Below are 20,419 nucleotides of genomic sequence, written 5' to 3'. Positions count from 1 at the left end.
GATGCCTGCCACCCCGCAGCGTTCCGACACCCCCTTCCAGCGCCTGTGGCACGGTTTCCTGAGCGCGCGCGCCCTCGTGGCGCTGGCCTTGCTGCTGCTGCAGGGCGCTGGCTTGGCGCTGCACCAAAACCCTGAGCCCGAGCTTCTGGCACTGTGTGCGCTGTACCTGGTGGTGGCCGTGCTCACGCGGCTGCTGGCAGCGCCGCTGCCGCCCGACCCGCAACCGGGGCCGTCGTGGCTGCCGCTGCTGGGCGTGGACCTGCTGATGGTGGGCTTGCTGCAGTGGCTGCAAAGCGGCAGCATGAACTACACGCCGCTGTTTGGCATTCCCATCCTCATGGCCTCGGTGCTGGGCTCGCTCACCCTGGCGCTGGGGACCACCGCCACGGCCACGCTGCTGTTGCTGGGCAGCGCCTGGTGGCGCAGCCTGGATCCGAGCGCGGGCGATGCCGCGCCGCATTACCTGCAGGCAGCACTCACCGGCACCGGCTACTTCATGGTGGCGTACCTTGCGTACCAGTTGGCCCAGCGCCTGCTGAGCGAGCAGCAGATGGCGCAGCAGAGCCAGCAACGTGCGCGCGAGCAGAGCCAGGTCAATGCGCTGGTGATCGAGAACCTGAGCGACGGCGTGCTCGTGCTGTCGCAGGACTGCAGCGTGCGTGCTGCCAACCCGGCGGCGCGGCAGTTGCTGGGCGGACGGGCGGAGGGTCTGAAGCCACCCTTCCTGCTCGGCGCCGAGCCTGCATGGGAACCGCTGTGGCGCATGGCGCACACCACCTTCGCCAGCGGGCAACCGCAGCGCGCCGATGTCGGCCTGCTGCACCCTGGGCAGAGCCCTACCGGTCTGCGCGTGCGCACCTGGCTCACGGCCGCACAGCAGGGTACGCGCGAGACCCGCACGGAGCCGCAGTGCGTGATGTTTCTGCATGACCTGCGCGAACTGGAGGCACGGCTGCGCACCGAAAAGCTCGCCGCCATGGGGCGCATGTCGGCCGCAGTGGCGCATGAAATCCGCAACCCACTGGCCGCCATCGTACAAGCCAACGCACTGCTCGGCGAAGACCTCAGCGACCCCGCGCAGCAGCGGCTGTGCCACATGGTGCAGCAGAACGCTGAACGCCTGGCACGCATCGCCGAGGAGGTGCTCGACATCGCGCGCGTGCAAAACCAAATCAGCCATGCACCCGCCGCCTCGCTGGCACTGGATGAAACCGTCACCCAGGTCTGGAACGAATGGCGCGCTACCGAGCCCGTGCGACGCCAGGCCATGGTGGCCTTGCAAGCGCCTGGGGTGCAAGTGGAGTTCGACACGGAGCATCTGCGGCGCGTACTCATCAACCTGCTCGACAATGCGCTGCGCTTCATGGGCTCGCAGCCTGACTCGCTGCAGCTCCATACCCACGCCGCCGGCACCGGCCTGGTCAGCCTGCAGGTGTGGAGCGATGGCGCCCCCCTCGACCCTTCGGTGGAGCGCCACCTGTTCGAGCCCTTCTTCTCCTCGCACAGCCGCTCCAGCGGCCTGGGGCTGTACATTTGCCGTGAGCTGTGCCAACGCCATGGTGCATCGCTGACGTACCAACGGCTGTCCCGTGCCACGGCACTGGGTCCGACCGGCGGCAACGCTTTCACCGTTACTTTCCGCAAGACCACGCGCCCGGCAGAGCCTGCGGGGCTTTTCGACACCCTCCTGGTCTGAACCACCCATGACCGCCAACGCTGCCTCCGTACTGGTCGTCGACGACGAACCCGATCTGCGCACCTTGTATGAGCTGACCCTGCTGCGCGAGGGCCACCGCGTGGAAACCGCTGCCAGCGTGCAAGAGGCGCGGCAAAAGTTGCGCGCGCAGCACTTTGACGTGGTGCTGACCGACATGCGCCTGCCCGACGGCCAGGGCCTGGAATTGATCATGGAACTGCGCGACGCCCAGCGGCGTGAGCGCTGCGTGGTCATGACGGCCTACGGCTCGGCCGAGAACGCGGTGGAAGCACTGCGTGCTGGCGCCTTCGACTACCTGACCAAGCCGGTGGATCTCAAGCAGTTCCGCGCCGTCGTGGCCTCTGCCGTGCAGGGCACGGGCGGCGTACCTGCGCCGCGCAGCGCGCGCCCCGGCACCAAACCCGCGGCCGCGCTGCACGACGGCTGCGCCGCGCTCGACCGCCTGGTGGGCGACTCGGAGCCGATGCGCACCATCAAGCAGCACATCACCAAGGTGGCACGCGGCATGGCCCCCGTGCTGGTGCGCGGCGAATCAGGCACCGGCAAGGAGCTGGTGGCGCGCGCTTTGCACGCCAACAGCCAGCGCGCCGATGGCCCGCTGGTGGCGGTGAACTGCGGCGCCATCCCCGAGAACCTGCTTGAAGCCGAGTTCTTTGGCGCCCGCAAGGGCTCTTACACCGGCGCGACCCAGGACCGCGACGGCTATTTCCAGGCGGCGCGAGGCGGCACACTGTTCCTCGACGAAATTGGCGATCTGCCCCTGTCCATGCAGTCAAAGCTGCTGCGCGCCATCCAGGAGCGCAGCGTGCGTCCACTCGGCTCCACCCAGGAAGAGACCGTGGACGTACGCATCATCAGCGCCACGCACCGCGATCTGGCCGCCGACGTGCAGGCCGGGCGCTTTCGCCAAGACTTGTACTACCGGCTCAACGTGATCGAGCTGGTGCTCCCTGCCCTGCGCGAGCGCCGCGAGGATCTGCCTGCGCTGTGCGAGGCATTGCTGGCACGCATCGCACAGGAATCTGGCCAGCCCGCCCCGCAACTCACGCCGCAGGCATTGGCACAGATCGCCAACCACCCGCTGACGGGCAACGTGCGCGAACTTGAAAACCTGCTTCACCGGGCCATGACCCTCAGCGAGGAAGGCACGCTGCAGCTTGGCCACGCAACGGCGCCACCGCCCGTGGCGCCTCCCACGCCCGAAAAGCCACCCGCGCCAGTGCAAACGCCCGAGCCCCTGCCAGCGCCAGCGCCGGCGCAAACGCTGCAGGAGCTGCCCTCGGACCTGCAAGGCTGGCTGGACCAGCAGGAGCGCGAAATTCTTGTGCGCGCCCTGCGCGACAGCGGCTTCAACCGCACCGCCGCTGCCGTGCGCCTGGGCATCAGCCTGCGCCAGATCCGCTACCGCATCGCGCGCCTGCAGATCCCCACCCCACAGGACTGCGATGGTGCCGACGACGCCGAGTGAGGAGCCCGCACCTGCCACCACCACCTGGGACGGAGGCTGGCACACCGGCGCACGGCGCCTGCCCTCGCCCAACTTTGGTCCCCGGCCCGCGGGAGCGCACATCGACCTGATCGTCGTGCACTCCATCAGTCTGCCGCCGGGGGAATACGGTACGGGCGCGGTGCAGCAGCTGTTCACCAACCAGCTTGACTGGGACGCCCACCCTTACTACCAGGGCTTGCGCGGGCTCGAAGTCTCCGCCCATTTTTTCATCACGCGTGCTGGGGTGCTGTGGCAGTTCGTGGACTGCGACCAGCGCGCCTGGCACGCGGGCGTCTCGCGCTACCGTGGCCGCGAGCGCTGCAATGATGATTCGGTCGGCATCGAGCTCGAAGGCCTGGAGGGGCAAACTTTTACCCCCGCCCAATACACGGCGCTGGTACGCCTGAGCCAGGATCTGGCGGCGCGCTACCCCATCACCCACATTGCGGGACACGAGCACATCGCCCCGGGGCGCAAACAAGACCCTGGCCCCGGATTCCAGTGGCGCCGCCTGCAGCAGGCGCTGGGGTGGGAGGTGGCCCGTTTTCCCGCACCGGATCGCAGCGAAAATCAAAAAACATAGCGCCTTGCGCTTGCCACATAAGGGCTAGAGGCCAAAAAACCTCAAAAATGGCAACACAGACCAGTCGCCGAGCCCTCCTTACCCCACGTCACAAAAGGGTTTTCATCGCACGCAGAGAAACGGCGCGCCCAAGTATCCACGCCGCCTGCCAGCGGAAATCGCGGCGCGAGCGGCATGGGCCCGTCATTTGGGCCAGGCAAGCCGCATGGCGTGGCGTTTTGCACGCAGCCTCCCCCGACGCTACCCACAGCAGCCCGACCCGGGTGCCGCATCGATAACCGCAACGACGGTACACTACAGGTAGCGTCTCGCCTTCGTGCGAACCACTAGATGTAGCGTTACACCCTGGTACAGCCCCCGCTGCGCGCGCCCGGCTGACCAAAGACCCCAACCCGAGGATTCACCATGCAAGTTGCGTTTGACACGCCTTCTTCCACGCATGCCGACCCGGCACTCCAGGCTTTCGAGGCGACCGCCCGCGCCCAGTCCGCCCTGGCCCATTACCAGATCCTGCGCCGCAACGGCTCCGTAGCCGCCTTCGAGCCGCAAAAGATCGCCGTCGCCTTGATGAAGGCGTTCCTGGCAGTGCACGGCACGCAGGGCGCGGCCTCGGCCAGCGTGCGCGATGTGGTGGACGAACTGACCCATACCGTGGTGCGCGCGCTGGCACGCTCACGCCCCGGCGGCGGTACCTTTCACATCGAAGACGTCCAAGATCAGGTGGAACTCGGCCTGATGCGCGGCGGTCACCACGAAGTGGCGCGCGCCTACGTGCTGTACCGCGAGCGCCGCGCGCAGGAACGCGCGCAACAGCAGGCGCAGCTCTTGCCCCAGGCTGCGGCAATCCACGTGGTGGACAACGGCCAGCGCGTGCCGCTCGACCCGCTGCGCCTGCGTGCGCTCGTGGCCAGCGCCTGCACGGGGCTGAGCAGCGACGTGCAGCCCGAGCCCATCGTGGCCGAGACACTGCGCAACCTGTACGACGGCATTCCCATGGACGAGGTCTACAAGGCCTCGATTCTGGCGGCGCGCACCCTGATCGAGAAAGAGCCCGACTACACCTACGCCACCGCGCGCCTGTTGTTGCACACCATCGTGCGCGAAGTGCTGGGGCAGGACGTGGCACCGGCTGCCATGGGCGAGGCCTATGCCAATTCGTTCCCGCAGTTCATCCAGAAGGGGGTAGACAACGAGCTGCTCGACCCCCAATTGCTGCAGTTCGACCTCCCCCGGCTCGCCAAGGCGCTACAGCCCCAACGCGACCTGCAGTTCGACTACCTCGGCCTGCAGACGCTGTACGACCGCTACTTCCTGCATGTGCGCAAGACCCGCATCGAATTGCCGCAGGCGTTCTTCATGCGCGTCGCCATGGGCCTGGCGCTGCGCGAGAGCGACCGCGATGCACGCGCCATCGAGTTCTACGAGGTGCTGTCGTCGTTCGACTTCATGAGCAGCACCCCCACCCTGTTCAACAGCGGCACGCTTCGCTCGCAGTTGTCGAGCTGCTACCTGACCACGGTGCCCGACCACCTGGAGGGCATCTACGACGCCATCAAGGAAAACGCGCTGCTATCCAAGTTTGCCGGCGGCCTGGGCAACGACTGGACACGCGTGCGCGCCCTGGGTAGCCATATCAAGGGCACCAACGGCGAATCGCAGGGCGTGGTGCCCTTCCTGAAGGTGGTAAACGACACCGCCGTTGCAGTCAACCAGGGTGGCAAGCGCAAGGGCGCTGTCTGCACCTACCTGGAGACCTGGCACCTGGACATCGAGGAGTTCCTGGAGCTGCGCAAGAACACCGGCGACGACCGCCGCCGCACGCACGACATGAACACGGCCAACTGGATCCCCGACCTGTTCATGAAGCGGGTGATGGACAAGGGCCAGTGGACGCTGTTTTCCCCCTCCGACGTGCCCGACCTGCACGACCTGTACGGCCAGGACTTCGAGCGCGCCTACTGCGCCTACGAGGCCAAGGCCGACCGTGGCGAAATCACGCTGTTCAAGCGCGTGGCGGCCGTGGATCTGTGGCGCAAGATGCTGTCGATGCTGTTCGAAACCGGCCACCCCTGGATCACCTTCAAGGATCCGTGCAACATCCGCTCGCCGCAGCAGCATGTGGGCGTGGTGCACTCATCGAACCTGTGCACCGAGATCACGCTGAATACCAGCGAGACTGAGACTGCGGTGTGCAACCTCGGCTCGGTGAATCTGCTGCGCCACATCCAGGGCGGCCAACTCGACCACGCCAAGCTGCGCAAAACCATCGCCACGGCCATGCGCATGCTCGACAACGTCATCGACATCAACTACTACGCCGTGGACAAGGCACGCGATGCCAACATGCGCCACCGCCCCGTGGGCCTGGGGCTGATGGGCTTCCAGGACAGCCTGTACGAGCTGCGCATTCCCTACGCGTCCGACGCCGCCGTGGCCTTCGCCGACGAGTCGATGGAAGCCATCTGCTACTACGCCTACTGGGCCTCGACCGAGCTGGCCAAGGAACGCGGCCAGTACTCCAGCTACCGCGGTTCGCTGTGGGATCGCGGCATCCTTCCACTGGACACATTGAACCTGCTGGAGCAGGCACGCGGTGGCCACGTGCAGGTGGATCGCAACACACGCTTGGACTGGGACGCGCTGCGCCGCAAGATCGCCCAGGACGGCATGCGCAACTCCAACTGCGTGGCCATCGCTCCCACCGCGACCATCTCCAACATCGTCGGGGTTGATGCCTCGATCGAGCCCTCGTTCGGCAACCTGTCGGTCAAGTCCAATCTGTCGGGCGAATTCACGGTGGTCAACGCCTATCTGGTGCGCGACCTCAAGCGCCTGGGCTTGTGGGACGACGTGATGGTGATGGATCTGAAGCACTTCAAGGGCTCGCTGCAACCCATCGACCGCGCGCCGCAGGAGCTCAAGGCGCTGTACGCCACCGCGTTTGAGATCGAGCCGCGCTGGCTTGTGGAGGCCGCCTCGCGGCGCCAGAAGTGGATCGACCAGGCGCAAAGCCTCAACATCTACATGGCCGGTGCATCGGGCAAGAAGCTCGACGAAACCTACAAGCTGGCATGGGTGCGCGGGCTCAAGACCACTTACTACCTGCGCACGCAAAGCGCAACCCACGTCGAAATGAGCACGGTGAACAAGCGCCAGCTCAACGCTGTGGCCAGTCATGGTACGGACGCGTTAGAGGCAGCGGCCGCAGCGGCGCAGGCACAGATGAACGCCGTCCCGGCCACGGACGTCAAGTTCTGCGCCATCGACGACCCGGGCTGCGAGGCCTGCCAGTAAAGCCTGGGAAGGGCCCGTTGCACGCCCCGGGAAACCGGGCCGTGCACGCAGCCACCATGCAACAAAACCTTGCTGCACAACGCTGCAGCGCTTTCCTTTTTGCAGCACTGCTTTCATAATCCGGACACTGGACAACCTATGCTGACCTGGGACGAAGAAGCCAAGCCCGCACCGCAAGATTCCCTGCAAAGCGGCACTCCCCCCCACAGCCCGCAAGCTTCTGCGGCTGCTTCTCAGCAACGCCGCGTCAACGCCGCCGACAAGCGCATCATCAACGGCCAGACCGACGTCAACCAACTCGTCCCCTTCAAGTACAAGTGGGCGTGGGAAAAATACCTGGCCACCTGCGCCAACCATTGGATGCCGCAGGAAATCAACATGACGCGCGACATCGCGTTGTGGAAGGACCCGAACGGTTTGACCGAAGACGAACGCCGCATCGTCAAGCGCAATCTGGGCTTCTTCACCACGGCCGACTCGCTGGCCGCCAACAACATCGTGCTGGGCACCTATCGCCACATCACCGCGCCCGAGTGCCGTCAGTTTTTGTTGCGCCAGGCATTCGAGGAAGCCATACACACCCACGCCTACCAGTACATCGTCGAGTCCATCGGCCTGGACGAAGGCGAAATCTTCAACGCGTACAACGAAATCGCCTCGATCCGCGACAAGGATGAATTCCTGATCCCGTTCATCGACGCGATCATGGATCCGAACTTCCACACCGGCACCCCAGAGACCGACCAGACGCTGCTCAAGAGCCTGATCGTTTTCGCCTGCCTGATGGAAGGGCTGTTCTTCTATGTGGGCTTCACGCAGATCCTGGCGCTTGGTCGCCAGAACAAGATGGTGGGCGCGGCCGAGCAGTACCAGTACATCCTGCGCGACGAGTCGATGCACTGCAACTTCGGCATCGACCTGATCAACCAGCTCAAGCTGGAGAACCCGCACCTGTGGACAGCCGAGTTCAAGGACGAAATCAAGACCCTGTTCCTCAAGGCCGTAGACCTGGAGTACCGCTACGCCGAAGACACCATGCCGCGCGGCGTGCTCGGCATGAACGCCTCCATGTTCAAAGGCTACCTGCGCTACATCGCCAACCGCCGTGCCACCCAGATTGGGCTCGAGGCACTCTTCCCCAATGAAGAAAATCCGTTCCCCTGGATGAGCGAGATGATCGACCTGAAGAAGGAACGCAACTTCTTCGAGACACGTGTCATCGAGTACCAGTCTGGCGGTGCACTCTCCTGGGACTGATGATCTGCACGGCGATGGCAAATATTCCCCAAGCCCACTGGCGGCTGGCACGCTGCCGCACCCAGGGGCTTGCCTCATTCATGGCGTTGGATGCACGTATCCAACGCCATGGATCGCTTCGCACCGGTTCGGCGTGAAGTGCTCCATGCCCATCGACCCAGGAGACCATCATGGCAACTGCAAAGAAGCCGGCCGCCAAAAAAGCCGCACCCGCCAAGAAGGCCACAGCCACCGAGGCACCGGCCAAGAAGACCGTAGCCGCAAAAAAGGCCGCGCCGGCTACCAAGGCCGCAGCACCCGCCAAGAAGGCCGCAGCACCCGCTAAGAAAGCCGCTGCACCGGCCAAAACAGTAGCGACAAAAAAAGCCGCTCCCGCCGCCAAGAAAGCGGTAGCAGCCACACCGCAAGAAGCCAAGGCTGCCACTCCCGCCAAGAAGGCAGCGGTTGCGCCCGCGAAAAAAGCGGCCGTAGCCCCCGCAAAAAAGGCCACCCTCGCCAAGAAGGCCGCGCCTACAGCTGCAAATAAAGCGGCCGCACCCGCCAAGAAAGCCACCGCACCTGCAACCAAAAAGGTAGCCGCGAAGGCCAGTACCGCCACGAAAAAAGCCCCGGCAACGAAGAAAGCCGCCGCCAAGCCAGTAGCCAAGGCGGCACCAGCCGCTCCTGCCGTGCAGACCACGCTCAACCCTCAAGCCAAGTGGCCCTTCCCCACCGGCGGCAAGCCGTAAACTCCGACGCACATGCAAACTACCCGGCTTATGCCGGGTTTTTCATTTCGGGCGGACACCAACACCGCGCTTCGCGGGTGTCAATGTGCGCTGAGCGTTGCATTCACACGCTCAAGAAAAATCAAGCACTTAGTGGGGCCTGCAGTACACATCGTTGTATTTACTTTTCACTGCGTGGGGGCTGCTCCCGGTCGTAGCCGCCCCCTGCCAGTGCCTTGAAGTTGTAGCAAAAGCTTCATCGATCTGTCGCGGGTACTTCGTAGCATGGGGCAGTCTGTTCACACCACCCGCCTAGGAAACCATGCACAAGAAACCTCTGCTTCCCCTCCTGGTCTTGCTGAGCTGCGCCACCGCACAGGCCCAGCAGGCCTACCCCGCCACCCTGGTAGGCCACGCCGCCTTGCCCGCGCAGACCTTTGTGGCAGCCCCCAAAGACGCACCGGCCAGCCTGCAGACGTCGGGCAAGTACACCACCGCTGACGGCCGACGTGAAGACCGTCTGGGCGCCATTGCCGGGAGTTCCTACCTCTCGGCCAAGGACGCACCCAAGCCCACCGGCATCAGCCTGCCGTTCAAGGGCCAGCCGGTGCAGGGATTTTCTGGCATCAAGACCATGAAGGACGGCAGCTACTGGGTGCTGACGGACAACGGCTTTGGTAGCAAGGCCAATTCAGCCGACGCCATGCTGATGTTCCACCACGTCAAGCCGGACTGGAAGAGTGGCAGCGTGCAGCGCCTGCAGACCGTGTTCCTGCACGACCCTGACCAGAAGGTACCCTTCCTGATCGTCAACGAAGGCACGAAGCAACGCTACCTGACGGGCGCAGACTTCGACATCGAGTCGATGCAGTTCATCGGTGAGCATGTTTGGTTCGGTGACGAACTCGGCCCCTACCTGATCAAGACCGACCGCAAGGGCAAGGTGCTGGCCGTTTTCGACACCAAGATCGACGGTAAGACGGTGCGTTCGCCCGACCATTTCTCCGTGACCACGCCGGCCGTGGCCGGCGTCTTCTCCACCCCGGTACGTCGCTCGCGCGGCTACGAAGGCATGGCCGCTTCAAAGGATGGCCAATATCTCTACCCACTGCTCGAAGGCCCATTGTGGAATGAAGCAGAGAAGAAATGGGAGACCCAGGATGGCCGCGAGTACCTGCGCATTCTGGAATTCAGCGTGGCCAAGGGCGAGTGGACCGGCCGCTCCTGGAAGTACGCGCTGGAACTCAACGGCAACAACATCGGTGACTTCAACATGATCGATGCCGACACCGGCCTGATCATCGAGCGTGACAACGGCGAGGGCCTTGAAAGCACGGCCTGCAACGGCCCGGCGCGCCCGGACTGCCAAAACGTACCGGCCAAATTCAAACGCGTCTACAAGGTCAGCCTGAAGGATGCGGATGCCAACGGCTTCGTGCGCAAGATCGGCTACATCGACCTGCTCGACATCCAGGATCCAAAGGGCGTGGCTAAAGTCGGTGGCCAGAACGGCAAGTTCACCTTCCCCTTCGTGACGATTGAGGATGTGGATGTGGTCGACGCCGAGCACATCATCGTGGCGAACGACAACAACCTGCCCTACTCCTCGGGCCGCCAGCTGGGCAAGAACGACGACAACGAGTTCATCCTGCTGCACGTGCCCGAGTTGCTGTCGGCACGCTGAAAGGAGTTGGGCAACATGACCATGCAACGCCGCACCCTGCTTACCTCGGCCTTGCTCGCCGCCAGCTGCGCCCTCGCGCTGCCGGTGGCGGCAGAGACACAGGCACTAGACATCTACCTCGTGCGCCACGGCCAGACCCAGTGGAACCTGGAAAAACGCCTGCAAGGCGCCACCGACAACGTGCTCAACGAAACCGGCCGCCGCCAAGCCGCGGAGCTGGCCCAGCGGCTGGCAGGGGTGTCGTTCAGCCACATCTACAGCAGCGGCCTGCGCCGTGCGCAGGAGACAGCAGCCGCTTTCGCTGGCGCGACACCAGTGACTGCGCTGCCTGCCCTCAACGAACGCTCTTTCGGCAAGTTTGAAGGCATCTACGAAGACCAGCGCGATGCCGCCCTTTTTGCCGAGTTCGGTAAACGTGGCACCGTGCTGGACGACAGCCTGGAAGGCGGCGAGTCGCTGCAGAGCCAAGCCGACCGCGTGAAGGCAGCCGTACGCCAGATCACTACCAGCCACACCACCGGCAGCATCGCCATCGTGGCCCATGGTGGCGTCAATCCGCTGGTACTTGCAGCCCTGCTCGACATCCCAGTGGCCGAAGCGGTGGCGCGCATCAAGCAGGCTAACGATGAGGTCTACCTGGTGCGCCTGCGCAGCGGTCAGCCGCCCTCGGTCTGGAAGCAGGTGATCCGCAGCACGCTGGAACAGCTCTGAGCCCAACGTGAGCCCAAAGCCGGGCGGCAGGGTCGCCCGGCTGCATGGCCTTTCTTGATAGGAAGCTGTGCCGCCCAAGCCAACGCTGTGCAATAGCAGCTTTCAGCCTGAACAAGGCGGTCATAGCTTTACGGCCACCATCAGTCCGCCATGCTGATGGCCACTGACCATCTCACGTGCGCCGATCCTGCCAGGAGTCCAACACTTGGTTCCATGCCGCCAGGCGCTCGCCAGCCGACGTATCGGCCCTACCGGAGTTGCTGGCCACCAGCCGATCTATCGCTGCTTCCTGCTCTTGGCTGAACTCGTGCGGAAACATCGGCACGACGGTGACGATGCAATCCCCAGCCTCGGCCTGGCTCGTCCACGGAAGGCCTGCGTTTTTGATGCGGTAGTTCAGGTGGCCCCGCCGTAGCTTCATCTGTTGCAGCCCGCAGGGGGTTGGAACCTCGATCCAGCGATTGGCCATCCATGCAAAACCATCGACGGGCAGTTCGCACTTCAAGGTTCCGTCGGCTTCAGCGTTGAAGAATGCGTGCGGCTGCAATTCCACACGCACGCGCAGCGCCAGTGCGTGCTGGCGTTGACGGCCTTGCACCCAGGCTGTGACATCGAGCAGGTCGCCAGCGCGCGCGCCAGGCGCGATCGGCACCCGGCAGCGGTACTTGCGCGCCGGTGCCTTGCCGCTGGCAGCGCAGGCTGCACAGCCTTGGCGCGTCTTCCCCTGCCCCTGGCAGGCTGTGCATTCGACCGAGGATGAGACCCAGGCGAACCAGAGAGGCTGCCGGAGGTGGCCGGTGCCACCGCATTCGCCGCACTGGGTCGCCTGTAGTTGCAAGCCACTGCCGCAGCACTCCGCACAGTCTTCCGACACCTCGCCCCGCACCTCCCTGACGCAACCGGTCACCACCTCCTCGAGCGTGAGGCTGATGGTGTGCTCCAAGATGGATTTTTCCGCATCGGAGGCGGGATTCTCGGTTTCAGCCACCGGTTCGCCCCGGGCATTACGGATCATCTCCAGCGCCCGATTAATGCGCTGAATCTTTCGCAAGGCATGCGGGCTGCTGTTGCGATCAGGGTGCCAACGTGCTGACAGGCGGCGCCAAGCAACCTTTACCTCTGCATCGCTGGAGCCCGGTGCCAGGCCAAGTTCGTGGTATGGGTCGTCGAGGTCCATGGCATCAATGGCGCAAGCTTTGTTGCGATGCAGCATGGTAGCAGGCACCGCTTGCCCCCAGCCTCCTCAGGCTGAGCGCCAGTCTGGCTTCGTCTGTACACCGCAGGCCTTGCCCGACTCCAGGGATGTCCGCTTCATGGAAAGCTGCGCAGGTGCCATTCCGTTGCAAAACTCGGAAACTGTGACGTGTCCAACGCTGGTAGAGGAATTGGTCGGCCATGGCTGGAGAAGGTTAAGCAAGTCTACGGTCATACCTGCACCTATGCGTTGACCCTAAAGTCACTTCAAGCTTTAAAGTCTATCGACCGCATTCTGCACCGCCCCTCACATGTCTTCTCAATCTCCGTCGCGGAACCATTACCCTTGGTTGTCTCTGCGTGTGCCACCCCTGGTGCTCGCCGCTCTGTTTGCCATCACCATGTGGTCTTTGCCCGCTCTCCTATCGATCATGATCCCCGGTGTGTGGATTGTGGCTTGCGCGCTGGCTATGGCAGGTGGCTCGCTTTGTATGGCTGGCGTTCTGGCATTTCGGCATGCAAACACCACAGTGAATCCGACCAACCCGGAGGCTTCGACGGCACTGGTGGTGTGTGGGGTCTATCGACTGACACGCAATCCCATGTACCTAGGCTTCGCATTGCTGCTGTTGGCCCTTGCCGTGTGGCTGGGCAAGATGTCGGCGATACTTCTCGTGCCGCTGTTTGTGGCCTACCTGCAGCACTTTCAGATACGACCGGAGGAAGACGCGCTGCGCGCACGATTTGGGGTGTCGTTCGATATCTATTGCCAACAGGTGCGGCGCTGGCTGTAAGCGAGCGTATTGAAGTCCCCTCGATTTCCTGAGCCCGTCAGACATAGCGGGTGGGGAACTTTGTCTTTAGCACTCTCTCACATAGAGTGCTAACATGCCCTATCTGGAAGAAAGGAATCGTGCAATGGCCGCTGTCTCCGCTCCCGCCGTGACCGCTCTGGCGCCTGCCAATCCCTGGGCGCTGGTGCCTCCGCTGGGTAACCTGGATGCCTATATCTCGGCAGTGAACCGGCTGCCGCTGCTCACCCCCGAGGAGGAGCAGGACTACGCGCGCCGCCTCAAGGAACACAACGACCTGGACGCAGCTGGGCGCCTGGTGATGTCGCACCTGCGCCTCGTGGTATCGATCTCGCGCCAATACCTGGGTTACGGCCTGCCGCAGGGCGACCTGATCCAGGAAGGCAACGTCGGGCTGATGAAGGCCGTCAAGCGCTTCGACCCCGACCAGGGCGTGCGCCTGGTGAGCTACGCCATGCACTGGATCAAGGCTGAGATTCACGAATACATTCTGAAGAACTGGCGCATGGTCAAGGTGGCCACCACCAAGGCGCAGCGCAAGCTGTTCTTCAACCTGCGCTCAATGAAACAGGGGTTCAAAGCCGAGGCGCTGGACGCCGACGCGCACCGCGAGAGCCTGTCCGAGCACGAGATCGACCTGGTAGCCGAGCAGCTCAACGTCAAGCGCGAGGAAGTCATTGAGATGGAGACGCGCCTGGCCGGCGGCGACGTGCTGCTGGATCCGAGCCCCTCGGACGACGGCGAACAGGCCTACGGTCCCATCGCCTACCTGTCGGACAAGGCGCACGAACCAACGGCGATGATTGAGTCGCGCCAGCGCGATGTGCTGGCCACTGACGGCATCGCCCAGGCGCTCGCCGGTCTGGACGAGCGCAGCCGCCACATCGTGCAGGAGCGCTGGCTGAAGGTAAACGACGACGGCTCTGGCGGCATGACGTTGCACGAACTGGCCGCCGTATACGGGGTGAGCGCTGAGCGCATCCGCCAGATCGAGGTGGCTGCGATGAAGAAGATGAAGAAGTCGCTGGCCGAGTACGCCTGACACCCCACTGGCCGCCACCGCCAAGGCGCACCGCCCTTTCGGGCCGTGCGCCTCGTTTTTTTACGGCGTCTCGCGCAACAGCGTGCGCACATCCTCCGCCAATGCCTGAGAGCCGCTGCCGTAACGGTGGTACACGCGCAGCCGCCCGGCCGGGTCGTAGATGTAGCTGCCAGCCGAGTGGTCCATGGTGTAGCTGGTGGGCGTCTTGCCCTCGACGCGCTTGTAGTAAACCTTGAAGTCCTTGGCCACGGCAGCGAGCTGCTCGGGCGAGCCGCGCAGCGCCAAGAAGCTGGGGTCGAAGTTGGCCATGTAGGCCTTGAGCATCTCGGCAGTATCGCGCTCAGGGTCTACGGTGACGAAAACGCCCTGCAGCCGCTCACCATCAGCACCCAGCAACTGCTTGGCCTCGACCAGTTCTTGCAGCGAGGTGGGGCACACGTCCGGGCATTGGGTGTAGCCAAAGAACACCACCACGGCCTTGCCACGGAAGTCGCGCAGGCTGCGCATCTGGCCATTGTGGTCCGGCAGCGGCAAGTCGCGGGCGTAGTCCGCGCCCGTTACGTCAACGCCGCGGAACTGCGCTTTCTTTTCAGAACATGCAGCCAAAATGGCTACAGCGCTTATGGATAAAGCGCAACCAGCTATCAATCTAAGAGCATCGCGTTTGAGCATGCCACTCCAACATCACAGAACGTAATGGTCCACCAGCAGCGCCGCAAAGAGCAGGCTCAGGTGGATCAGGGAAAAACGGAAAGTCTTGCGCGCCAGCGTATCGGAATACCTGCGCCACAGCGCGAAGCCGTAACCGCAGAAGCCCAAGCCCAGGAGCACCGCTGCCGCGAGGTAGATCCACGAACTCATACCATACACAAAAGGCATGAGGCAGCCCGCGAACAGGATCAAGGTGTAGAGAAAGACCTGCAGCCGCGTAAATTCGTTCCCATGCGTCACCGGCAACATGGGCAAGCCGGACTTGCGGTAGTCCTCGACACGGTACAGCGCCAGGGCCCAGAAATGCGGCGGCGTCCACAGGAAGATGATGAGGAACAGGATCAGCGCCTCGGGCCCCACCTCCCCCGCCATGGCGGCCCAGCCGAGCACCGGCGGCATGGCCCCGGAGGCGCCGCCAATGACGATGTTCTGCGGCGTCAACGGCTTGAGTACCACGGTGTAGACCACCGCGTAGCCGATGAACGTGGCCAGCGTGAGCCACATGGTCAGCGGGTTGACTGTCCAGTACAGCAAAGCCGAGCCAGCCACGCACAGCAGACCAGAGAACGCCAGGGCCTGCAGGCTCGTCAGTTCGCCCCGCGCGGTCGGGCGCCAGGCGGTGCGCTTCATGCGTGCGTCGATGCCACGCTCCACCAGGCAGTTGAATGCCGCCGCTGCCCCGGCCACCAACCAAATGCCCAGGCTGGCCAGTGCCATGTGCCCCCATTGGGCGCCCGTCGGCATGCCAGGCACGGCCAGCACCATGCCGATGAAGGCACAGAAAACGATGAGTTGCACCACCCGCGGCTTGGTCAGCACGTAGAACTGGGACAGCCGCGAAGGCGGCGACGGGGAAGCAACGGCACTCATGCAGGGACTCGGTTCGCGCCCGCAGGCGCAAGGGAAACGGGGGCCGCACGGCTGGCACACAGCGTCCAGGTCAGCACCAGGGCCAGGGCTGCGGCGCCCCCGGTATGCAGCACCGCCGCCAGCAGCGGCCAGCCGAGTACGACGTTGGACAGCCCCGTGGCAAGCTGCAGCAGCGCCAGACCCGCCAGCCAGCGCCGCTGCGGCTGCAGCGCCGGCACGCGCCCCAGCCGCCAGGCCAGCAGCAGCAGCGCTGCCAAAACGACATAGGCGGCCAGCCGGTGCGCGTAGTGGATAGCCGTGAGCGCAGCGAACGCCAGGTGGCTGCCATCCGGCAGCAGGCCCAGCGGACGCCACAGCACGAAGGCCTCGCGCCACGCCATTTCGGGCCACCAACTGCCCTGGCATTGCGGAAAGCTGCTGCAGGCCAGTACTGCGTAGTTGGTGCTAACCCAGCCGCCCAGGGCGATTTGTCCGGCCAGCAGCCCGGCACACAGCCACAGCGCCACACGCATGCCGCGTGCCACCGGCACAGGCGCCACACCCTGAGCCCGCTGCGCCTGGCGCACGGTCTGCACGCACAGCAGCACCAGCAGCACCACGCCGCCGAGCAGGTGCAGCGTGACGATGGCGGGGAACAGTTTCATGGTCACCGTCAGCGCGCCGAAGGCGCCCTGCAGGCACACCCATACCAGGGTGGCCGTAGCCCACCAGGGGCTGGGCGCCGCCTGCCCACCGCGCGCGCGCTGGCGCCAGGCGCCCACGGTGAGGGCGATGATGAGCACGCCCACCGCCGTGGCCAGGTAGCGGTGCACCATTTCCACCCAGGCCTTGCCGTGCGTGACGGGCCCGGAAGGCAGCGCCTGCTGGGCGGCGGCAATCTGCGTCTGGGCGCCAACGGGGCTGGCATGGCCGTAGCAGCCAGGCCAGTCGGGACAGCCCAGGCCCGAATCCGTCAGGCGCGTGAAAGCGCCGAACAGCACCAGGTCGAAGGTCAGAAACAGCGTGAGCAACGCCAGCGCCTGCCAGCGCTGGCCAGGCGCATCGTGCGGCGCATGGTGGCGACTGCGCCAGTACACCCAGGCCAGCGGCGCAAGCGCAATGGCCGCGCCCAGCAGCATCAGGCGCGCCAGCGGTGCCAGGTCGTACAGCGGTGGGGTTTCCATCAGCGCCCCGGTGGGTCCCATGAGGCCGAGGCACGCAGCAGGCGATCAAGGTCGCGCCGCGCGCGCACGGCATCCTTGGCGTCCATGTGCGCGGGGAAGCGCAGCATCCAATGCCCCTGTGGATCGACCACGTAAAGGTGCTCCGTCAGCGCATGGCCCGGTGCCGGCGCCAGCCAGCGCGCCAGCGCGGCCTCGTCCACACGCAGCACGCGGGCGGGTTGCAATGCGGGCGCGATGGTGGCGGGAATGGGCGCGCCGTCGGTGACGAGCCAGACCCAGTCCACACGCTCCTTGTCCTTGCCCAGGCTCTCGCGCAATTGGCGCTGCAGGTACAGGTTGCCCTGGCACTGCGCGTCGCATGCGCCGCCGGCCACGCTAACCAGCAGCCATTGCCCTTGCAATGCCGCCAGGGGCTGCGTGGTGCCGTCCAGCGCCTGCGCGGCCATCGCGGGCATGGGGCGCTGCGGCTCTACCAGTTCGCCGTAGTTGCGCCGCCCCTCGGGCCGCACCACGTAGTAAGCGAAGTACGAGGCGATCACGGGCGCGGCACAGGCCAGTAGCACGCCGAGCATCTTCCAGCGGCCCTGGCGCGTGCGCTGTGCCGCCAGGGCATCCTCGGCCACGGGCAGGCTGTGCACGGTCAACCCCAGGGGCTGCACGCCGCTGGGCACGCCAGCGTCAAGCGCGTCGGACGAATTGGAACCAGACATAAAGCAGTGCCATCAGGCCGCAAAGCCCGAACCATTGGAATGCGTAGCCGTAGTGCTTGTGCACGCCCGACCCCACGGACGGCCAGTCGCGCAGCAGCCCTTCGCTGGGCGCGCCTGTCTGCACGACGGTCCAGGGCGCCAGATCCAGCCCGGTGCGGGCGCGAAAGGCATCAAGGTCGAGATTCTGCCGGATGGGCGAAGACCCTGGCTCCGCTGCGGCTGGCGCGAAGTCGTACAGGCGCGAGGGCGCGCCAGCCACGCGCCCGGCGATGCGCACCAGGCCGGGAGGCGTCTCCACCGGCGCCAGGCGCGTGCGCTCCTGGAAGTCGCGCGCAATCCAGCCGCGCTGCACCAGCACCACGCCAGGGCCGGGGTCAAGCCGCAACGGCGTGAGCACGTAAAAGCCAGGCCGCCCGTGCATCTGCCGGTTGTCCAGGTACACCGTGTGTTCTGCCTGCCAGCGGCCCTGCAGGTACACGGCGCGGTGCAGCCGCTCTGACGGCGCCAGCGCCGCGATGGCAGCTGCGCCATCCAAAGGCGCCTGCTGCTCGCGCGCGTCCATGGCGGCTTGCAGGGCCTCCTTCTGCGCCGCCCGGTCGAGCTGCCAGAACCCCAGGGACGCCGTGGCCAGCACCCCCGCCAGGGCAGCGCCCGTGACCAGGGCAAAACGCCAGCGCGCAGAGACAGTGTGAAGCATGCGACTGGATACTAGCAAAAACAGCCTCCAGCGCTTACCAGACAAGCGCTAGCAGCTATCAAAAAAGGAGTTTCACAACCAATACACCAGCAGGTACAGCCCCAGCCACACCACATCGACGAAGTGCCAGTACCACACAGCCCCCTCGAAGCCAAAGTGGCGCTGCGCAGTGAAATGGCCGCTGTGCAGGCGCAGCGTGATGAACAGCAGCATCAGCATGCCCAGAAAGACGTGGAAGCCGTGGAAGCCGGTGAGCATGAAGAAGGTGGAGCCGAAGACGCCCGAACTGAGCTTGAGGTTCAGCGCGGTATAGAGGTGGTGGTACTCATAGGCCTGCAGAACCAGGAAAGCGGCGCCGAGCAGCACCGTCACCCACATGAAGCCGATGGTGCGTGCACGCTGGCCCAGCCGCAGCGCGTGGTGGGCGATGGTGAGGGTGACGCCCGAAGTCAGCAGCAGCGCGGTGTTGATGGTCGGCAGCCACAGCGGCCCCACGGTCTGGAACGGCTCGACGATGCCCGCGGGCGACGCCGTCACGCCCACGCCGTTGCTTGGCCACACGGCCTTGAAGTCGGGCCACAGCAGCGCGTTGTCAAGGCTGGCGAGCTGCGGCACCGAGTGCGCCCGTGCCCACCACAAGGCCGTGAAGAAGGCGCCGAAGAACATGACCTCTGAGAAGATGAACCAGCTCATGCTCCAGCGGTACGACAGGTCAATGCGCCGGCCGTACAGGCCGCCCTCGCTCTCGCGCGCGGCGTCGCGCATCCACTGGAACAGCACGAACAGCCACCACGCCAGCCCCAAGGCCAGCGAATATGCGCCCCAGCCGTGGCCATTGATCCACATGGTGGCGCCAAGGATGACGAAGAACAGGCCGCCCGCCGCCATGATGGGGTGGCGGGAGTCGGCGGGCACGTAGTAGTGCGGCGTTGCGCCGGGGGTGCTTGCACTCATGTCTGCGCTCCTCTCCTATCCATTCAAACGATCCACTTCACCAATACGATCAGCCCGGCCACGAACAGCAGCAGGGCCACCAGGCCGACCAGCACGATGTGCAGCGGGTGCAGCTTCTCGATGTCCTGCTGGTAGGCGCTGTGCTGGCGCAGTCCGATGAGCGACCACGCGACCGCCTGCACCGTGCGCAGGAACGAGCCCTTGCGTGGCGGCGCCGCATTCATGATCCGGCCTCCGTGCCCCGCAGGGACACCGCCGCTTGCGGCGCGGACAACGCGCGCCCGCCCACCTCAAAGAAGGTGTAGGACAGCGTGATGGTCTTGACGTCGTGTGAGATGCGCGGATCGACCACGAACGTCACCGGCCACTGGCGCTTTTCACCCGGTTCGAGTTGGTATTGGTTGAAGCAGAAGCACTCCAGCTTGTTGAAATACGCCGCCGCCTGGCGCGGCGCATAGCTGGGCACGGCCTGGGCGGCCATGCGGCGGTCCTGCACGTTCTGGAATTCGTACACCACGGTGGCGAGCTCGCCAGGGTGCACCTGCACGGCCCGCTGCGCGGGTTTGAAAGCCCAGGGGCCGTGCGCATTGGCATCAAACTCGACGGTGATGGTGCGGCTGGTATCGACCTGGGTATTGGCGGGCTGCGCCGTGGCGTTGCCGGGCACCTGGCGCTCCGACAGGGCCAGGATGTTGATGCCCATGGCTTCGCAGATGCGCTGGTACAACGGTACCAGGCCGTAGCCGAAGGCGAACATGCCCAGCGCCACCACGCCCAACTTGGCCAGCATCGCCCTGTTTTCGCGTGGAATGCCCATGGCGTAC

General features: G+C 65.0%; 19 protein-coding genes. 10 read left to right on the top strand and 9 right to left on the bottom strand.

Features of this window, described 5'->3' with window-relative positions; translation table 11 throughout:
* Position 1 precedes the first annotated feature (1 nt).
* The 8 genes from BN2503_RS05030 to BN2503_RS04995 all read left to right on the top strand — a co-directional run bounded on the left by BN2503_RS05030 (position 2) and on the right by BN2503_RS04995 (position 11,442).
* Complete coding sequence (locus BN2503_RS05030) at positions 2-1,696, top strand: sensor histidine kinase (RefSeq protein ID WP_054255548.1); 1,695 nt, start codon at positions 2-4, stop codon at positions 1,694-1,696.
* Positions 1,697-1,703: 7 nt separating this feature from the next.
* Positions 1,704-3,185: a sigma-54-dependent transcriptional regulator gene (locus BN2503_RS05025; protein ID WP_054255547.1), complete on the top strand. Its 1,482-nt coding sequence runs from the start codon at positions 1,704-1,706 to the stop codon at positions 3,183-3,185.
* Positions 3,163-3,789 carry a 1,6-anhydro-N-acetylmuramyl-L-alanine amidase AmpD gene (gene ampD / locus BN2503_RS05020; RefSeq protein ID WP_054255546.1) on the top strand — a complete coding sequence of 209 codons (627 nt, stop codon included), beginning with the start codon at positions 3,163-3,165 and terminating at the stop codon, positions 3,787-3,789. Before BN2503_RS05025 ends, ampD begins: the two co-directional genes overlap by 23 nt.
* A 405-nt stretch (positions 3,790-4,194) precedes the next feature.
* Complete coding sequence (locus tag BN2503_RS05015; protein ID WP_054255545.1) at positions 4,195-7,083, top strand: ribonucleoside-diphosphate reductase subunit alpha; 2,889 nt, start codon at positions 4,195-4,197, stop codon at positions 7,081-7,083.
* A 138-nt stretch (positions 7,084-7,221) separates the two neighbouring features.
* The gene (locus BN2503_RS05010) at positions 7,222-8,340 is read left to right on the top strand and encodes a ribonucleotide-diphosphate reductase subunit beta (protein ID WP_054255544.1); all 1,119 of its coding nucleotides are present in this window, start codon (positions 7,222-7,224) and stop codon (positions 8,338-8,340) included.
* Positions 8,341-8,510: 170 nt separating this feature from the next.
* Complete coding sequence (locus tag BN2503_RS05005; RefSeq protein WP_054255543.1) at positions 8,511-9,068, top strand: hypothetical protein; 558 nt, start codon at positions 8,511-8,513, stop codon at positions 9,066-9,068.
* 301 nt (positions 9,069-9,369) lie between these two features.
* The gene (locus BN2503_RS05000; RefSeq protein ID WP_054255542.1) at positions 9,370-10,731 is read left to right on the top strand and encodes an esterase-like activity of phytase family protein; all 1,362 of its coding nucleotides are present in this window, start codon (positions 9,370-9,372) and stop codon (positions 10,729-10,731) included.
* A gap of 15 nt (positions 10,732-10,746) precedes the next feature.
* On the top strand, positions 10,747-11,442 hold the full coding sequence (locus BN2503_RS04995; protein WP_054255541.1) for a histidine phosphatase family protein: 696 nt from the start codon (positions 10,747-10,749) through the stop codon (positions 11,440-11,442).
* 172 nt (positions 11,443-11,614) lie between these two features.
* Here BN2503_RS04995 and BN2503_RS04990 read toward each other — a convergent pair whose 3' ends face one another.
* The gene (locus BN2503_RS04990; protein WP_074930026.1) at positions 11,615-12,619 is read right to left on the bottom strand and encodes a DnaJ C-terminal domain-containing protein; all 1,005 of its coding nucleotides are present in this window, start codon (positions 12,617-12,619) and stop codon (positions 11,615-11,617) included.
* Positions 12,620-12,947: 328 nt separating this feature from the next.
* On the opposite strand from BN2503_RS04990, the gene BN2503_RS04985 reads away from it, so the two are divergent.
* Positions 12,948-13,430, top strand: a complete 483-nt coding sequence (locus tag BN2503_RS04985) for a methyltransferase family protein (protein WP_054255539.1) — start codon at positions 12,948-12,950, stop codon at positions 13,428-13,430.
* Positions 13,431-13,524: 94 nt separating this feature from the next.
* Positions 13,525-14,490 carry an RNA polymerase sigma factor RpoH gene (rpoH, locus tag BN2503_RS04980; RefSeq protein ID WP_411914282.1) on the top strand — a complete coding sequence of 322 codons (966 nt, stop codon included), beginning with the start codon at positions 13,525-13,527 and terminating at the stop codon, positions 14,488-14,490.
* Positions 14,491-14,550: 60 nt separating this feature from the next.
* Here rpoH and BN2503_RS04975 read toward each other — a convergent pair whose 3' ends face one another.
* From BN2503_RS04975 to BN2503_RS04940, 8 genes are all read right to left on the bottom strand, one after another.
* The gene (locus BN2503_RS04975) at positions 14,551-15,162 is read right to left on the bottom strand and encodes an SCO family protein (protein WP_139235300.1); all 612 of its coding nucleotides are present in this window, start codon (positions 15,160-15,162) and stop codon (positions 14,551-14,553) included.
* A gap of 12 nt (positions 15,163-15,174) precedes the next feature.
* Positions 15,175-16,071, bottom strand: coding sequence for a heme o synthase (gene cyoE / locus BN2503_RS04970; RefSeq protein WP_054255537.1), 897 nt, complete (start codon positions 16,069-16,071; stop codon positions 15,175-15,177).
* Positions 16,068-17,234, bottom strand: a complete 1,167-nt coding sequence (locus BN2503_RS04965; protein WP_054255621.1) for a COX15/CtaA family protein — start codon at positions 17,232-17,234, stop codon at positions 16,068-16,070. The genes cyoE and BN2503_RS04965 overlap by 4 nt, the downstream gene beginning before the upstream one ends.
* On the bottom strand, positions 17,234-17,944 hold the full coding sequence (locus BN2503_RS04960) for a redox-active disulfide-containing membrane protein (RefSeq protein WP_054255536.1): 711 nt from the start codon (positions 17,942-17,944) through the stop codon (positions 17,234-17,236). Before BN2503_RS04960 ends, BN2503_RS04965 begins: the two co-directional genes overlap by 1 nt.
* The gene (locus tag BN2503_RS04955; RefSeq protein ID WP_054255535.1) at positions 17,913-18,641 is read right to left on the bottom strand and encodes an SURF1 family protein; all 729 of its coding nucleotides are present in this window, start codon (positions 18,639-18,641) and stop codon (positions 17,913-17,915) included. The genes BN2503_RS04960 and BN2503_RS04955 overlap by 32 nt, the downstream gene beginning before the upstream one ends.
* 72 nt (positions 18,642-18,713) lie before the next feature.
* Entirely contained in the window at positions 18,714-19,595 is an 882-nt protein-coding gene (locus tag BN2503_RS04950; RefSeq protein WP_054255534.1) for a cytochrome c oxidase subunit 3, read from the bottom strand.
* A 23-nt stretch (positions 19,596-19,618) separates the two neighbouring features.
* Positions 19,619-19,819, bottom strand: coding sequence for a DUF2970 domain-containing protein (locus tag BN2503_RS04945; RefSeq protein ID WP_054255533.1), 201 nt, complete (start codon positions 19,817-19,819; stop codon positions 19,619-19,621).
* Positions 19,816-20,412: a cytochrome c oxidase assembly protein gene (locus tag BN2503_RS04940; protein WP_054255532.1), complete on the bottom strand. Its 597-nt coding sequence runs from the start codon at positions 20,410-20,412 to the stop codon at positions 19,816-19,818. The genes BN2503_RS04945 and BN2503_RS04940 overlap by 4 nt, the downstream gene beginning before the upstream one ends.
* Positions 20,413-20,419: the final 7 nt, after the last annotated feature.

The sequence above is a fragment of the Paenacidovorax caeni genome, assembly GCF_001298675.1.
Lineage (GTDB): Bacteria > Pseudomonadota > Gammaproteobacteria > Burkholderiales > Burkholderiaceae_C > Paenacidovorax > Paenacidovorax caeni.
This window is presented reverse-complemented; position numbering and strand designations above follow the sequence as displayed.

What these genes read in the sequence shown, in the direction of transcription:
- BN2503_RS05030 (WP_054255548.1), top strand. Translation starts at nt 2, where the DNA reads ATGCCTGCCACCCCGCAGCGTTCCGACACCCCCTTCCAGCGCCTGTGG.
- BN2503_RS05025 (WP_054255547.1), top strand. Translation starts at nt 1,704, where the DNA reads ATGACCGCCAACGCTGCCTCCGTACTGGTCGTCGACGACGAACCCGAT.
- ampD (WP_054255546.1), top strand. Translation starts at nt 3,163, where the DNA reads ATGGTGCCGACGACGCCGAGTGAGGAGCCCGCACCTGCCACCACCACC.
- BN2503_RS05015 (WP_054255545.1), top strand. Translation starts at nt 4,195, where the DNA reads ATGCAAGTTGCGTTTGACACGCCTTCTTCCACGCATGCCGACCCGGCA.
- BN2503_RS05010 (WP_054255544.1), top strand. Translation starts at nt 7,222, where the DNA reads ATGCTGACCTGGGACGAAGAAGCCAAGCCCGCACCGCAAGATTCCCTG.
- BN2503_RS05005 (WP_054255543.1), top strand. Translation starts at nt 8,511, where the DNA reads ATGGCAACTGCAAAGAAGCCGGCCGCCAAAAAAGCCGCACCCGCCAAG.
- BN2503_RS05000 (WP_054255542.1), top strand. Translation starts at nt 9,370, where the DNA reads ATGCACAAGAAACCTCTGCTTCCCCTCCTGGTCTTGCTGAGCTGCGCC.
- BN2503_RS04995 (WP_054255541.1), top strand. Translation starts at nt 10,747, where the DNA reads ATGACCATGCAACGCCGCACCCTGCTTACCTCGGCCTTGCTCGCCGCC.
- BN2503_RS04990 (WP_074930026.1), bottom strand. Translation starts at nt 12,619, where the DNA reads ATGGACCTCGACGACCCATACCACGAACTTGGCCTGGCACCGGGCTCC.
- BN2503_RS04985 (WP_054255539.1), top strand. Translation starts at nt 12,948, where the DNA reads ATGTCTTCTCAATCTCCGTCGCGGAACCATTACCCTTGGTTGTCTCTG.
- rpoH (WP_411914282.1), top strand. Translation starts at nt 13,525, where the DNA reads ATGCCCTATCTGGAAGAAAGGAATCGTGCAATGGCCGCTGTCTCCGCT.
- BN2503_RS04975 (WP_139235300.1), bottom strand. Translation starts at nt 15,162, where the DNA reads ATGCTCAAACGCGATGCTCTTAGATTGATAGCTGGTTGCGCTTTATCC.
- cyoE (WP_054255537.1), bottom strand. Translation starts at nt 16,071, where the DNA reads ATGAGTGCCGTTGCTTCCCCGTCGCCGCCTTCGCGGCTGTCCCAGTTC.
- BN2503_RS04965 (WP_054255621.1), bottom strand. Translation starts at nt 17,234, where the DNA reads ATGGAAACCCCACCGCTGTACGACCTGGCACCGCTGGCGCGCCTGATG.
- BN2503_RS04960 (WP_054255536.1), bottom strand. Translation starts at nt 17,944, where the DNA reads ATGTCTGGTTCCAATTCGTCCGACGCGCTTGACGCTGGCGTGCCCAGC.
- BN2503_RS04955 (WP_054255535.1), bottom strand. Translation starts at nt 18,641, where the DNA reads ATGCTTCACACTGTCTCTGCGCGCTGGCGTTTTGCCCTGGTCACGGGC.
- BN2503_RS04950 (WP_054255534.1), bottom strand. Translation starts at nt 19,595, where the DNA reads ATGAGTGCAAGCACCCCCGGCGCAACGCCGCACTACTACGTGCCCGCC.
- BN2503_RS04945 (WP_054255533.1), bottom strand. Translation starts at nt 19,819, where the DNA reads ATGAATGCGGCGCCGCCACGCAAGGGCTCGTTCCTGCGCACGGTGCAG.
- BN2503_RS04940 (WP_054255532.1), bottom strand. Translation starts at nt 20,412, where the DNA reads ATGGGCATTCCACGCGAAAACAGGGCGATGCTGGCCAAGTTGGGCGTG.